Origin of the sequence: Pseudomonas syringae, assembly GCF_021606685.1 — a bacterium.
In the GTDB taxonomy this organism is placed as follows: Bacteria; Pseudomonadota; Gammaproteobacteria; order Pseudomonadales; family Pseudomonadaceae; genus Aquipseudomonas; species Aquipseudomonas syringae_R.
Window position 1 is genome coordinate 1 of the sequence record NZ_WKCB01000115.1, and the last position, 14,731, is coordinate 14,731.

Consider the following 14,731-nt stretch of genomic DNA (forward strand, 5'->3'; position numbering starts at 1 on the left):
TGCATCGCCGATGGTAGTGTGGGGTTTCCCCATGTGAGAGTAGGTCATCGTCAAGATTAAATTCCAGAACCCCTGTTTGCTAACGCAAACAGGGGTTTTGTTTTGGGCGGTCGAAAAGGGCGAAGTGTCTCTCTACAGCTGGCCTGACCGCGAGCTTCGTCAAGGATGGTGTGCGCACCACCGATGCTCCAAGTCTCCCGATGCCTGCTTCTGTCCCCAATCATCCGATTCCCTCCACGAATCTCCTCATAAAAACGCCCCATCAGCATGCCGTTGGGGGAAATCGATGCAAAGTGTTTCTGCATTTTTGGTATGGTGCAGCACATTTTCACAGGGATTGATCTTTATCCGCAGGAAGCGGCGTCGACCTTCTTCAACGAGATGCTGTAGAAATGCCTGAAGCGATACCGATCAAGGATCACGAAAAAGAAAACCGCCTGGTCAACAAGCGCCTGCTCGCCTGCGCGCTGCTGGTGATCGGCATCACCTGCGCCCTGGTGGGGCGTCTGTATTTCCTGCAGGTGGTGCAGTACGACTATCACTCCACGATTTCTGAAAACAACCGCGTGCACGTACTGCCGATCACGCCGACGCGCGGGCTGATCTACGATCGCAACGGCGTGGTTCTGGCGGACAATCGTCCCAGCTACAACCTGACCATCACCCGCGAGCGCACCACTGACCTCAAAGGTGAACTGGACGCCATCGTCAATCTGCTGCACCTGCCTGCTGAAGACCGGGCGGTGTTCGATAAGGCGTTGAAGCAGGCACGCCATCCCTTCGTGCCGGTCACGCTGTTTTACGAGCTGACCGAAGAGCAGATCGCGCTGTTGGCCGTGAACGAGTTTCGCTTGCCCGGGGTAGACGTCGAACCGCAGTTTGTCCGGCACTACCCATTGGGCGCCCACTTCGCGCATTCCATCGGCTATGTGGGGCGGATCAACGAGAAAGAATCCAAGGCCCTCGACTCGGTGGAATACCGTGGTACACAGTCCATCGGCAAGACCGGTATCGAACGCTTCTACGAATCCGAGCTGCATGGCCATGTCGGCTATGAAGAGGTCGAGACTAACGCCCAGGGCCGCGTACTGCGCGTGCTCAAGCACACCGACCCGATCCCCGGCAAGAATATCGTCCTGAGCCTCGACGTCCATCTCCAGGAAGCGGCGGAAGAAGCCCTGGGTGATCGCCGTGGTTCGGTGGTGGCGCTCGACCCGCAAACCGGTGAAGTGCTGGCCATGGTCAGCAAGCCGAGCTTCGACCCGAATCTGTTCGTCACCGGCATCAGCTTCAAGGAATATGCCGCACTGCACGATTCCATTGACCGGCCTCTGTTCAACCGCGTCCTCAGAGGGCTGTATGCGCCGGGCTCGACTATCAAGCCGGAAGTTGCCATCGCCGGTCTCGACAGCGGTGTTGTCACCGCGCAAACCCGCGTGTTCGACCCCGGTTATTACCAGCTCCCCGATTTTGACCACAAATACCGCAACTGGAACCACAGCGGTGACGGTTGGGTAGATATGGACGCAGCCATCATGCGTTCCAACGACACCTACTTCTACGACCTGGCCCACAAGCTGGGCATCGACCGCCTGCACGACTACCTCGCGGAGTTCGGCCTGGGGCAGAAAGTCTCCCTGGACATGTTCGAAGAGTCAGCCGGGCTGATGCCGTCCCAGGCCTGGAAGCGCGCGACTCGCCGCCAGCCCTGGTTCCCCGGTGAGACCGTGATCCTCGGCATCGGCCAGGGCTACATGCAGGTCACACCCCTGCAGTTGGCCCAGGCGACTGCGCTGATTGCCAACAAGGGCGTGTGGAATCGTCCGCACCTGGCCAAGACCATCAATGGCGTGCCGCCGGTGGATGAGAACCCGATGCCCAACGTGGTCCTCAAGGACCCGCGTGACTGGGAGCAGGTGAACCACGGCATGCAACTGGTGATGCATGACCCGCGGGGTATTGCCCGGGCTGCGGCGCAAGGCGCGCAATACCGGATTGCTGGCAAGAGTGGTACCGCGCAAGTGGTCGCGATCAAACAGGGCGAACGCTACAACCGTGAAAAGACCTTGGAACGCCACCGCGACAATGCCTTGTTCGTCGGCTTTGCTCCGGCTGAGCACCCTAAAATCGTGATTTCGGTGATGATTGAAAACGGCGAGGCAGGGGGCCGCGTGGCAGGCCCTGTGGTGCGGCAGATCATGGATGCCTGGTTGCTCGATCAGGAAGGCCACCTGAAGCCGCAATACGCAACGCCGGCGAAAGCACCGGGGGACCCACGCGTCTAAGTCAGGTCTTCCACTCGTCCCACTGCTCTATGCCTTCATGGGCCAGCCAGGGCACGTCGTGGGCCGTCCAGATGTGTGAGGTCGGCCTGACGCCTGGATCATCATCCAGTGTGGCCACCCGCACGATCACATGGGGCTGATGCCCTCGTTCGGCCATCAGATGGGAGCCGCAACGAGAGCAGAAATGCCGGTGTTTACCCGGCGAAGATTCGAACGACGACAGCAGTTCCTCGCCCCGCGTCCAGCGGAAGTGCTCGCGCATCACCCCTGCCGTCGCCACAAATGCGGCCGCATGCGCCTTGCGGCAACTGTCGCAGTGGCAGTGGCTGATGGGCATGTCCAGTCTGTCCAGTTGATACTGCACGGCCTTGCAAAGGCAACTGCCATGCAGGGGATGGCTCATGGTGCTTCACCTCAGAGGGGGAGGGGATAATCTACCGTTAGCACGACACTGATACAAATCATTGCCCTTAGCCCCGCATTGCTCTAAATTGCGAAGCGTTCTCATTCGCGCGCAACGTATTATGCCTTTGTCTGCTGTGCCTCGTTCCTCTCACGAACCTGTTGGCCAACTCTACGGTGCCCATCATCGCTGGCTGGTGAGCTGGCTGCGTGCGCGTCTGGGGTGCTCCCATCAGGCTGCAGACCTGGCGCAAGACACCTTCATCCGTGTGTTGTTGGCTGAGCGCACCCAGCCCGTGACCGCAGACCTCAAGGAGCCCCGGCACTTTCTGGTGACCATTGCCAAGCGCGTGATGATCGACAGCTTTCGCCGCAAGGCCCTTGAGAGTGCTTACCTCCAGGTCTTGTCCGAGCAACCGCAGGCCTATGCCATCTCGCCCGAAGAGCGCTTGTTGATCATAGAAACCCTGCAGCGTCTCGACGCCATGCTTGATGGCCTTGGGCGCAAGGCCAAGCGTGCCTACCTGCTCTCGCAGCTACAGGGGATGCCCTACAAGGAGATCGCCGAAGACTTGCAGGTGTCGGTCAGTTCGGTGACCAAATACATTGCCAAGGCCACCGAGCATTGCCTGATCTTCGCCCTGGAGCATTGACGATGCCGGTTGATCCGCAACGCCAGGCGCTGCGCGCGGCGGCCCACTGGGTGGCGCGTCTGGCTGCCGAGCCCGGTAACCCTGAGTTGCACGCGGCGTGGTTGACCTGGCGTGAGGAAAGCGCGCAGAACCAATGGGCCTGGCAACGCGTGGAGATGCTGCACGGGCAACTCCAGTGCCTGCCGGGAGCACTGGCCGTCAATGTGATGGACGTCGCCGCCGAACACTCCCAGCGGTTTGGCCGGCGCGCATTGCTCAAGGGCGTGGTGATCGGTGCCGGGGTGAGTGCCATCGGTTGGTCTGGCTATCGACAGGCGCCGCAATGGATGGCGGATCAACGCACCACCACAGGGGAGCGCCATAGCCTGCGCCTGGACGACGGCACCCAACTGTCCCTCAACACCGCCAGTGCCGTGGACATCCGCTACACCGCCGAGCAGCGCCTGTTGATCGTGCGTGGCGGCGAAATCCTGGTGGAAACGGCCGCCGATCCGCGTCCTTTTCTGGTGCGCAGCGCCCAAGGTGAAATGCGCGCCCTGGGCACACGCTTCACTGTGCGCCAGTTCGACGGCTTCACGGCCATGAGCGTCCTGCAACACGCTGTAGCGGTGCGCCCGGGCGCTGAGCATGCGGAAACCGTCGTCAGCGCCGGCCAGACGGTCAACTTCGATACCCAGCGCATGCTCAGCCTGACGGCCAACGAGCCCGGTGCAGGCGCCTGGGCGCAGGGGCGGCTGATCGTCGACCATTGGCGTTTGGACCGCCTGGTGGCCGAGCTGGCGCGCTACCGCCGGGGTTATCTGGGGTGTGCCAGCGAAATCGGCGACTTGCAGGTGTCGGGTGCTTACTCCCTGGACGATATCGACCTGACCCTCAAGGCCCTGACCCACGCGCTGCCGGTGCGCGTCACATCCCGCACGCGCTACTGGACGACAGTAACCGCGCGCGCCTGAAAATAATTATCAGGCGCCATTGTCGATTTGCCGTACCTCGTTCGACTCCTCCTGCAAACCCCCTTCATCCGTTTCGAGTCATCAGGAGTCACCATGCGCGCAGGGCAAACCTCAGTCGCCACTCAACCCCTCAGGTCATTTCGCAAAAAGCCCTTGCAGGTCGCGGTGTTTGGCGTGTCATTGATGGTGCAAACCGGGCTGCTGGCACCGTTGTTCGCGCCGGGCTCAAGCGCCATGGCCGCCAGCCAGCCGCAGGCGTTTGCCATTGCGCCCGGCCCACTGGGTGCGGTGTTGAGCCGATTCGCCAGCGACGCTGGCGTGGTCTTGTCCTTCGATTCCGGCCTTACGGCGGGCAAGCAAAGCGCTGGCCTGCAGGGTACCTACAGCATCGAGCAAGGCTTTGCCCGGCTGCTGGCGGGCAGCAATTTGAGCCTGGGCGCCAATGCCGATGGCACCTACAGCCTTGTGCCCCAGGCCAGTGGCGATGCCTTGACCCTCGGGGCCACCAGCATCAACGCCGACGGGCTGGGCCTGAGCACCGAAAATACCGGGTCTTACACCACCGGCGCGACCAACACCGCGACCAAGTTACCGCTGTCGCTGCGCGAGACGCCGCAGTCGGTCAGCGTGGTGACCCGCCAACTGATGGACGACCAGCACCTGTCCACGCTCAACGAAGTATTGACCTTCACGCCAGGCATCAGCAGCAACCATCGCGACAGCGAGCGTTACTCCTTTTACTCCCGTGGGTTCGAGATCCAGAACTTCCAGTACGACGGTATTCCGTCCCAGGTCGCCAACGAGTCCCAGCAGTTCACCGGCGCAATCGCCGACATGGCCATCTACGACCGTGTCGAAGTCGTGCGCGGTGCCACGGGTTTGATGAGTGGCGCAGGCACGCCGTCCGCTACCATCAACCTGGTGCGCAAGCGCCCGACCAAAGATTTCCAGGCCTATGTTTCGGGCGAGGCCGGTGCGTGGGACCGCTACCGCTCCGAGGTCGACGTGTCCGGCCCGTTGACCGACACCGGCAATGTGCGTGGGCGCTTTGTTGCGGCCTACCAGAAGCAGAACTCCTTCATTGACTGGTACAAGCAAGAAAAGCGCGTGATGTATGGCGCGCTCGACATCGACCTGAATGACACCACCACCCTGCGCACCAGCCTCGATTACCAGAACAACGACACCAACGGCAGCAGCTATGGGCATATTCCACTGTTCTACAGCAATGGCCGCCAGACCGACTTTTCGCGTTCATTCAACCCGGCGACGCGCGCGAGTTACATGGACAACACCAGCTACACCTTCACCACGCTGCTCGAGCATAAACTGGACGACGACTGGAGCCTCAAGGCTGCCTACAGCCATCAGTATTCCTATCGCAAAGGGCAGGGCGCTTCGGCCAGTGGCAGCTACCCGGACCCGGTCACCGGCCAGGGCGCCAAGGCGTTCATCTACCGCCTCGACAGCTACCAGACCCAGGACACCGTTGATGTATATGCCAACGGCCCGTTCCAGTTGGGTGGCCGTGAGCACGAGTTGGTGGTGGGCGCGAGCACGTCGCGCACCCATCTGAATTTCCCCAACTACGCCAGTACCCTGGCCGACCAAGACAACGATTATGGCGATGTCGACAACATTTTCAGCTGGGACGGCCGGCAGTATGGGCGCCGTTCCTACAACGAAATCGGCGGCACCGTGACCACCCTGCAACAGACCGGGGTCTATGGCGCGCTGCGTCTGAAACCGATAGACCCACTGACCCTCATTCTCGGCACCCGCGTCAGCTGGTGGAAGCAGCTCGATGAGGTCACGCTCGACGCGCCGTACTCCAAGGCCACCGACGAAACCAAGAAGCACGCGGTCGTTACGCCCTACGCCGGCATCATCTACGACCTGAACGACACCTACTCGATGTACGCCAGCTACACCAACATCTTCCTGCCGCAGACGTTCTACAAAACCGCCAGCGGCGGCTCGCTCCCACCCCTGGAAGGTGACAACTACGAGATCGGGCTCAAGGGCGAATTCTTCCAGGGTGCGCTGAACGCGAGCATCGCCCTGTTCGACATCGAGCAAAAGAACACCCCCGCCGATTCGGGCAGCGATGCCACGGGTAAGACCGTCTACAAAGCCATCGCCGGCACCACCACGCGCGGTGTCGAAACCGAAATTTCCGGTGAGGTAGCCACTGGCTGGAACGTGTTCGGCGGCTATACCTACCGCGAATCGCATTCCAAGGACGGTGAGCGCGTGCAGGTCAACCAGCCGATCAACCTGTTCAAGCTGGGCACCACCTACCGCCTGCCGGGTGCGCTGAACCGCTTGACCGTGGGTGGCAATGTCACCTGGCAAAGCGAGATGTACGCCACCACGCAGATCAACTACACCGGGCCCTACTACAAAGCGGTACAGGACCCCTTCGCCGTGGTCGGCCTGCTGGCCAACTACCAGGTGGACGAGCACCTGTCCGTGGGGCTGAACGTCAACAACCTGTTCGACAAGAAATACTACGACGGCATGGGCACGTTTAACTCGGGGTCTTATGGCGAACCGCGCAATGCGATGGTCAACGCCAAGTGGAAGTTCTGAAGCAAGTAGCAACACCAATGCGCGGCTGAAAGGTTGCGCATTGTTCGATGTCGCCTACTGTCAATGGAGGAGGTGACTTATGCACGTATTAGATCGCATCGAACGAAAAGTCCTGCTTAACGCTTCACGCAAACGGGTCTGGGAAGCACTCACCGATGCCGAGCAATTCGGCAACTGGTTCGGGATTGCGCTCAAGGGCAAAAGCTTTGTCGCGGGGCACACCATCGAGGCGCCGATTACTTATCCGGGTTACGAACACGTGGTCTGGAAGGCCAGGATCGAACGCATCCTGCCGCAAACGCTGTTCTCGTTCTGGTGGCACCCTTTTGCGGTGGAGGCGGGCGTCGATTACGACCGAGAAACCCCGACGCTGGTGGAGTTCACCATCGAGGATCGCGCGCCGGGCATTCTGCTGCGAGTGGTCGAATCCGGCTTTGACGCGGTGCCCGAGGCGCGCCGTCAGAAGGCCTTCAAAATGAACTCCCGTGGCTGGGACGAGCAAATGGGCAATATCGAAACCTACCTGAACCACGCTCGCCAGGCCTGACCCCAACGGGCATCCTGCTGGATGCCCGCGTATTCAAAGGACTCTCCTGTGAGAAGAGCCCTGAGTCGAGTGGTGAGTCAGCGATGCGCGCATCCACTGGCTCCCACACGCCGCGATGTTAGAAGTCCACGGTCGCTGACAGCTTGGCCACACGCGGATCGCCTTGGGTCAGGTAGCCACCCAGGGCCGATTCCCAGTACTTGGTATTGGCGACGTTCTCCACGGTCGCGCCCAGCGTCACGTCACGCTGATCGACCTTGAAGGTATAGCGCGCGCCCACATCGAAACGGTTCCACGCTGGCAGGCTGAGGTTGTTGGCCGCGTCGGCGTACTGCCCGCCGGTGCGCAACATACGCCCATTGACGCTGACGCCTTGCAGGCCCGGCACATCCCAATCCACCCCGGCGTTGAGCTGGAACGACGGTACGCCGATGGCGCGGTTGCCATCGTTGGCGCCGTTGGCCGTGCCGCTCACCTCGGTGTGAATGAGCGTGGCGCCGCCCAGCAGGCGCAGGCCTGGCACGGGTTCACCGAACACATTCAACTCGACGCCCTTGTTGACCTGGTCGCCCTGGAAAACATAGGTCGCGGTGCCGTCGGTATTCAGCTGGGAATAACCCTGGGTCGGCTGTTCAATGCGATACACACCGAGTGTCGCCCCGTAGCTGCCCATATCGACCTTGACGCCGGCCTCGGTCTGCTTCGAGCGGGCGGGCGCGTAGGTCTGGCCGTTATTGGTCACGCTGGCGCCACCGGCGGTGATTTCCGGCGCAGTGGGCCCCGAGGCCAACCCTTCAATGTGGTTAGCGTAGAACGACACATGGTCCCAAGGCTTGAACACCAGGCCGTACACCGGGGTGGTGACGCCCTTGGCGTAGTTGGCGGTGCGCGTACCGCTGCCGTAGGCGTAGCCTTGAACCACCAGTTCCTGACGACGCAGGCCGGCGGTGAACAGCAAGCGGTCATCCATAAAGCCCAGGGTGTCCGACACCGCCGCGCTGCGGGCGAAGGTCTTGGCGGTAATGCCTGGGTCGTTCATGTCACCGCCCGTGGAGCCGCCCTTGACCGGCTCAGGCACATCCACCGGGTTATAGATATTGGTCGCGTGGCCGGTGAAGTCAAAGTCGTAGGCATTGCGCGACTGGGTCCAGATGCCCGTCAGGCCGAGGTTCAGCTTATGGCTGACCGCGCCGGTCTGGAACTTGCCGTTCAGGCCGGCCATCAAGCTGGTGTTGTCTTCCTGGTGGGCGATACGCGAACCGCTGACCGTGGCGTTGCCCAGGTTGTCGTTCAGGGTGAGCGACGAGTACCGGCCGATTTCATCGGTGTGCTTGGCGCCGCCCGCGATATAGGCGGTCCAGTTGTCATTCAGGTCATATTCGCCACGCAGCATGCCGAACGTGTCTTCGAGACGGGTGGTGCCCCAGTTGGGCGCATAGTTGGTGTCTGCCGAGGGCGCATTCGGTATGTGGGTCACGCCGGTGCCGAGAAACACCGAGTTGCGCCCGCCGTTGACCTGCTGCTTCTGATACACAAAGTCGCCGGACAGGCGCAGGGCATCGCCGCGATAGTCCAGGCCGACCGAAAACAGCTTGGAACGCCGGCTCTCGTCGTCCACCCCGGTGTCGCCTTCGCGCTGGGAAATGTTCACCCGTGCGCCAAACCGGTTGTCTTCGCCAAAGCGCTGGCCGATGTCCAGGTGTTCGCCGATGCGGCCGTCGTTGCTGATATCGGTGCTGAAACGGCGCAAGGGCACATCATCGGCGCGCTTGGGCTGCAGGTTCACGCCGCCGCCAATGCCGGAGCCGCCCGGGGTCACGCCGTTGATAAAGGCGTTGGGCCCTTTGAACACTTCAACCCGTTCCAGGGCGTCAGTGGACATCAGCTGGCGCGGCAGGATGCCGTACAAACCGTTGAACGAAATGTCGTCGCCATTGAGCGGCAGGCCACGAATCACGAACGCCTGGGCCTGGTTCCCATAGCCCGAGGCCTGGCGCACGGATGCGTCATTGAGCAGCACATCGCCAAGGGTTTCGGCTTGCTGGTCGCGGATCAATTTCTCGGTATAGGCGGACATGCTGAACGGCGCGTCCATGATGTCCTGGTTGCCCAGCACACCCAGTTGCCCCCCGCGTGCCACCTGGCCGCCGGCGTACACCGGGGGCAGGGCGCTCGGCGCGGGGGCTTCGGCGTTGATGTTGGTGGCGCCCAGTTCCAGCGTGTTGCCATCCTGACTGTTGTTCGCATCCTGCGGGGTGGCTGGGGTTGCAGCGTGAGCGGCAAGGCTCAGGGAGCAGCAAAGGGCGAGCAGGGTCGGGCGAAACGGCACAGCGAATGGGGTACGGGTGGGCATGGTCGATCCTGACGGCGAACCGTCAATGGTGAGGAAAAGGGCAACAACGTTGCGCGTCCTCGCTGCGCGGATACGACTCCGGCGCGAATGATAGTGATTGTTATTTATATCTTGCAACAGATTTATGAGAATACCGACTGCCTGCGCGTTTACCTCCCGCGTTCAGTCGGATGCCGCGTAGAATCAGCGCCTGAAAGCGATTCCTGAGGTGCGGTACGGTGGATTTACAGCAGGGTTTTGTCCTGACCCGGCATTGGCGCGATACCCCGGCGGGCACGGAGGTCAGTTTCTGGCTGGCGACCGACCAGGGGCCAAGGTTTATCCGCCTACCCGTGCAGACCTCGGTGGTGTTTATCCCCGAGGCCCATCGCAAGCCGTTGGATTGGCTGCTCAAGGGCGAGCGCGAGATCGAATTGCGCCCGCTGCAACTGTGCGATTTCCATCACCGTCCGGTGCTGGGCTTGTACACCCGTCAGCATCGCCAACTGATGGACGTGGAAAAGCGCCTGCGCGCCGCCGGGGTCGATGTCTACGAAGGCGACGTGCGCCCGCCCGAGCGCTACATGATGGAACGCTTCATCACCGCGCCAGTGTGGTTCGGCGGTACACCCGATGCCAGCGGTGTGCTGTGCGACGCGCAGATGAAACCCGCTCCCGACTACCGTCCGCCGCTCAAGCTGGTGTCCCTGGACATCGAAACCACCGCCCAGGGCGACCTTTATTCGATCGGCCTCGAAGGCTGCGGCGAGCGCCAGGTGTACATGCTCGGGCCGCCGAACAAGACCACGGCGGTGGACTTCAAGCTCGACTACTGCGACACCCGCGCCCAATTGCTCGAACGCCTCAACCAATGGCTCGCCACCCATGACCCCGATGCGATCATCGGCTGGAACGTGGTGCAGTTCGACCTGCGCGTGCTCCACGAACACGCCCAGCGCCTCGGCGTGCCGCTGATGCTCGGGCGCGGCGACGAGCCCATGGCGTGGCGCGAGCATGGCAGCCGCAACCATTACTTCGCGGCAGCGGCGGGGCGCTTGATCATCGATGGCATCGAAGCGCTGCGCTCGGCCACCTGGAGCTTCGAATCGTTCAGCCTGGAAAACGTCGCGCAAACCCTGCTGGGCGAAGGCAAGGACATCTCCACACCGTACCAGCGCATGGATGAAATCAACCGCATGTTCGCCGATGACAAGCCCGCCCTGGCGCGCTACAACCTCAAGGACTGCGAGTTGGTCACACGGATTTTCGAAAAGACCGAGCTGCTCACGTTCCTGCTCGAACGCGCCAGCGTCACCGGTTTGCCGGCCGACCGCAGCGGCGGCTCGGTGGCGGCGTTCACCCACTTGTACATGCCGCTGATGCACCGTCAGGGCTTCGTGGCGCCGAACCTGGGGGACAAGCCGCCCGAGGCCAGCCCCGGCGGGTTTGTCATGGACTCGCGCCCTGGCCTCTACGAATCGGTGCTGGTGCTCGACTACAAAAGCCTCTATCCGTCGATCATCCGCAGTTTTCTGATCGACCCGGTGGGCCTGATCGAGGGCCTCAAGCACCCCGACGACAGCACGTCGGTAGAAGGCTTTCGCGGGGCGCGTTTCTCGCGCACCCGGCACTGCCTGCCGTCTATCGTCGCGCGGGTTTCCCAAGGCCGCGAGGAAGCCAAGCGCGAGCACAACGCGCCCTTGTCCCAGGCGCTGAAAATCATCATGAACGCGTTCTATGGCGTGCTTGGCTCCAGCGGTTGCCGGTTCTTCGACACGCGCCTGGCTTCGTCGATCACCCTGCGTGGGCATCAGATCATGCGCCAGACCCGCGAGCTGGTTGAAGCCCAGGGCTACGAGGTGATCTACGGTGACACCGACTCCACGTTCGTCTGGCTCGGTGCTGCGCATTCTCAAGAGGACGCGGGCCGCATCGGCCAGGCGCTGGTCAAACACGTCAACGCGTGGTGGTGTGAGCACCTGCACACCGCGTTCGGCCTGCAAAGCGCCCTGGAGCTGCAATACGAAACCCACTTCACGCGCTTCCTGATGCCGACCATCCGTGGCGCGGAGGAGGGCAGTAAAAAGCGCTACGCAGGCCTGGTGGTGCGCGCCGATGGCAGCGAAGAGATGGTCTACAAAGGCCTTGAAACCGTACGCAGCGACTGGTCGCCGCTGGCCCGACAGTTTCAGCAGGCGCTTTACCAGCGCATCTTCCATCGCCAGCCCCACCAGGACTACATCCGCGACTACGTGCGCCGCACCTTGAGCGGTGAGTTCGACGAACTGCTGATCTACCGCAAGCGCCTGCGTCGGCGGCTGGACGACTACGAGCGCAACGTTCCGCCCCATGTGCGCGCCGCGCGCCTGGCCGACGATTACAACGACCGCCTCGGGCGCCCGCGCCAATACCAGCGAGGTGGCTGGATCAGCTACGTGATCAGCGTCAACGGCCCGGAGCCGTTGGAAGTGCGGCAAGCGCCCATCGACTACGACCACTACGTCACCCGGCAGCTGCAGCCGGTGGCCGATGCGATCCTGCCGTTCGTGAATGACGATTTCGCCACCCTGGTCGGGGGGCAAATGGGCCTGTTCTAAAACGCTTGCCTCAGGTTGTCGGGAGCCTGCACTCTTGCTCACTGACGACCCAACACGGCGCAGTTCCCATGACTCTCATCACGCTGACCGGCACCACGGTCGAACTCCACCCCCTGCAGCCCGAGCACAAGGCCGCGCTGCTGGAAGCCGCCGCCGATGGCGAGCTGTGGAACCTCAAGGTCACCCACGTGCCGGGCCCGGACACGGTCGACGCCTACATTGAAACCGCGATTGCCGGGCGTGAGGCGGGCAGCGTGATCCCGTTCGTCATCGTGCGCAAGGGTACCGGTCAGGTGGTCGGCAGCACGCGGTTCTGGAAGGTCGACCGGGTCAATCGCAAGCTGGAAATCGGCCACACCTGGCTGGCGCAATCCACACAAAAAACCGCGATCAATACCCAAGCCAAGCTGTTGCTGCTGACCTACGCTTTCGACGTGCTGGACTGCGTGCGCGTGCAATTCACCACCGACGAACTGAATGAAAAATCCCGCGCGGCGATCCTGCGCCTCGGCGCCGTGCAAGAAGGCATCGTGCGCCACGAACGCATCATGCCCGACGGGCGCAAGCGTAACTCGGTGCGCTTTAGCATCATCGACTCGGAATGGCCGCAGGTGAACGCCGCCTTGCAGGCCAAGCTGCAACGTTAGGAGAAGGCCCATGTACACGCTCTATGGCATCGACGAGTCCGGCTCGTGCATGATCGAAATCGCCCTGCAGCGTTGCGCGGTGCCGTGGCGGCGGGTGGATGCGGCCTCCTGGGCCGACGGTGAGGGCAGCGATGAACTGGCCCGTGTCAACCCGCTCAAACAGGTGCCCACGCTGGTCACCCCCGACGGCAAGGTGCTGACGGAAAGCGCCGCGATCCTGATCCATCTGGGCCTGGAGTTTCCCCACGCCCACCTGCTGAGCGGCGATCGCGCTGCGATCCTGCGCGGCCTGGTGTACATCGCCGCCAACTGCTACTCGGCCATCGGCATCATCGACTACCCGCAGCGCTGGCTGGGCGACGCCCATCAGGCTGCGCAGACGCAGTTGGTCACGGGCACGCGACGTTATCTGCATCAGGCGTGGGTGGTGTTCGCCGATCAGTTTGCCGAGCAACTCTTCGCCCCGGAGGGCGAGCCGAATGCGCTGGGCATCATGGCGGCGGCGGTGTCGCGTTGGGATGAGGCCAGGGATGTGTTGAGCGCCTTGGCGCCGAGCTTTGCGCAGACCCTGGCGCAGGTGGATGCCGACCCCATTGTGGCCCCCGTTTTTGCTCGGCATTGGCCGGAGTGGAAGGTCTCGTAATGTTTCCGCAATCAGTAGAAACAATGACGCTTGCACCCCTCCAACTCCTTGCGTAGCGGGCGTGCTGGCCTACGCTTTGTTGAGGTGCTGTAGGAATCATCCTTGAATTTGACTGTCGCAGACATGAAACTCAAGAACCCTGCATGGAATTCAAAGGAGGTGCGCATGCTCATCCGGTCGCTGACCCTGGCTACCTTGATGGCTTTTACGGGGCCGCTGTTGGCTGCTGATGATATCAACCCGCTCAAGCAGGACTTGGGCAAGGCCCGGCCACTGGTGGTGGTGGAGCTGGACTCCGGCAACGCCACGTTGGCGCAGTTGAAAAAGCAGCTGGATGAGCCGGCCACCAAGCAGTCTTTTGAAGACCGCAGCATGGTGTTCTATACCGTCAAGTTCGGCAGCATTGGTGCCGAGGGCGAAAAATTTGCCAAGGACCCGAAGGACAACAAGAAGCTCACGCCGCCTGAAACCAACGCGCTGATCCGTGCCCTCAAGCTGGGTGCTGGCAGTGGCACCAAAGTGATCCTGGTGGGCAAGGACGGTGAGAAGAAAGTCGAGAAGACCGTGCCGCCGGATACGCTCGACTTGAAAGAGTTTTTCAGTGCGATTGATCAGATGCCGATGGCTGAGAAGGAGGCTGCAGCGGCTGCCCCGGAACCAGAGCCGGCGGCACCGGCGCCAGCGAAGGGCGCCAAGCCTGCTAAGCTCGGCGGGAAGCAAGCCCCTCAGCAACTGGATGACTGACAGTAAGCCTCCAGACAGCTAAGGTCCAATGTGGGAGGGGGCTTGCTCCCGATGGCGGTGTGTCAGTTACTGGATAGGCTGACTGACACACTGCCATCGGGAGCGAGCCCCCTCCCACATTTTTTTGGTTCGGCGGTTTGTTGGTGTACATATCCGTTGTTTGGGTAACGGCGGATTATGGTTCCGCTCTTACAGCGGGTCACTTTTGGAAAGACCCAAAAGTAACCAAAAGGGCTTCGCCCCACCACTCGGTGCCTCGCCTAGGCTCCTTTACACATCTGACGCCGCCGAAGAAGGGATATGTTGGTTGATTTCCGGTGGCGCGCGGGGTGTTAA

11 protein-coding genes are annotated in these 14,731 nt (G+C 61.9%); 9 read left to right on the plus strand and 2 right to left on the minus strand.

Going from position 1 to position 14,731, the window contains the following annotated elements; all coding sequences use genetic code 11:
• Positions 1 to 392 precede the first annotated feature (392 nt).
• Positions 393 to 2,285 carry a penicillin-binding protein 2 gene (mrdA, locus tag GIW02_RS25760; protein WP_236418433.1) on the plus strand — a complete coding sequence of 631 codons (1,893 nt, stop codon included), beginning with the start codon at positions 393 to 395 and terminating at the stop codon, positions 2,283 to 2,285.
• A 1-nt stretch (position 2,286) separates the two neighbouring features.
• On the opposite strand, the gene GIW02_RS25765 is transcribed toward mrdA, so the two are convergent.
• Positions 2,287 to 2,688 carry a GFA family protein gene (locus GIW02_RS25765; protein ID WP_236418434.1) on the minus strand — a complete coding sequence of 134 codons (402 nt, stop codon included), beginning with the start codon at positions 2,686 to 2,688 and terminating at the stop codon, positions 2,287 to 2,289.
• A gap of 121 nt (positions 2,689 to 2,809) precedes the next feature.
• Here GIW02_RS25765 and GIW02_RS25770 point away from each other — a divergent pair, with 121 nt between their 5' ends.
• The 4 genes from GIW02_RS25770 (at position 2,810) to GIW02_RS25785 (ending at position 7,432) form a co-directional block, all read left to right on the plus strand.
• Positions 2,810 to 3,340 (plus strand): sigma-70 family RNA polymerase sigma factor, encoded by a 531-nt coding sequence (locus GIW02_RS25770; protein ID WP_236418435.1) that lies wholly within the window; start codon positions 2,810 to 2,812, stop codon positions 3,338 to 3,340.
• A gap of 2 nt (positions 3,341 to 3,342) precedes the next feature.
• Positions 3,343 to 4,293 (plus strand): FecR domain-containing protein, encoded by a 951-nt coding sequence (locus GIW02_RS25775; RefSeq protein ID WP_236418436.1) that lies wholly within the window; start codon positions 3,343 to 3,345, stop codon positions 4,291 to 4,293.
• Positions 4,294 to 4,386: 93 nt separating this feature from the next.
• Positions 4,387 to 6,885, plus strand: coding sequence for a TonB-dependent siderophore receptor (locus GIW02_RS25780; RefSeq protein ID WP_236418437.1), 2,499 nt, complete (start codon positions 4,387 to 4,389; stop codon positions 6,883 to 6,885).
• A 79-nt stretch (positions 6,886 to 6,964) separates the two neighbouring features.
• Complete coding sequence (locus GIW02_RS25785) at positions 6,965 to 7,432, plus strand: SRPBCC family protein (RefSeq protein WP_236418438.1); 468 nt, start codon at positions 6,965 to 6,967, stop codon at positions 7,430 to 7,432.
• Positions 7,433 to 7,550: 118 nt separating this feature from the next.
• On the opposite strand, the gene GIW02_RS25790 is transcribed toward GIW02_RS25785, so the two are convergent.
• Positions 7,551 to 9,785, minus strand: a complete 2,235-nt coding sequence (locus GIW02_RS25790; RefSeq protein WP_236418439.1) for a TonB-dependent siderophore receptor — start codon at positions 9,783 to 9,785, stop codon at positions 7,551 to 7,553.
• A gap of 218 nt (positions 9,786 to 10,003) precedes the next feature.
• On the opposite strand from GIW02_RS25790, the gene GIW02_RS25795 reads away from it, so the two are divergent.
• From GIW02_RS25795 to GIW02_RS25810, 4 genes are all read left to right on the plus strand, one after another.
• Positions 10,004 to 12,361, plus strand: a complete 2,358-nt coding sequence (locus GIW02_RS25795; RefSeq protein WP_236422176.1) for a DNA polymerase II — start codon at positions 10,004 to 10,006, stop codon at positions 12,359 to 12,361.
• Between the two features lie 68 nt (positions 12,362 to 12,429).
• Positions 12,430 to 13,008: a GNAT family N-acetyltransferase gene (locus GIW02_RS25800; RefSeq protein WP_236419041.1), complete on the plus strand. Its 579-nt coding sequence runs from the start codon at positions 12,430 to 12,432 to the stop codon at positions 13,006 to 13,008.
• A gap of 10 nt (positions 13,009 to 13,018) precedes the next feature.
• Positions 13,019 to 13,651: a glutathione S-transferase gene (locus GIW02_RS25805; RefSeq protein WP_236419040.1), complete on the plus strand. Its 633-nt coding sequence runs from the start codon at positions 13,019 to 13,021 to the stop codon at positions 13,649 to 13,651.
• A gap of 165 nt (positions 13,652 to 13,816) precedes the next feature.
• Positions 13,817 to 14,395: a DUF4174 domain-containing protein gene (locus GIW02_RS25810; RefSeq protein WP_236419037.1), complete on the plus strand. Its 579-nt coding sequence runs from the start codon at positions 13,817 to 13,819 to the stop codon at positions 14,393 to 14,395.
• Positions 14,396 to 14,731: the final 336 nt, after the last annotated feature.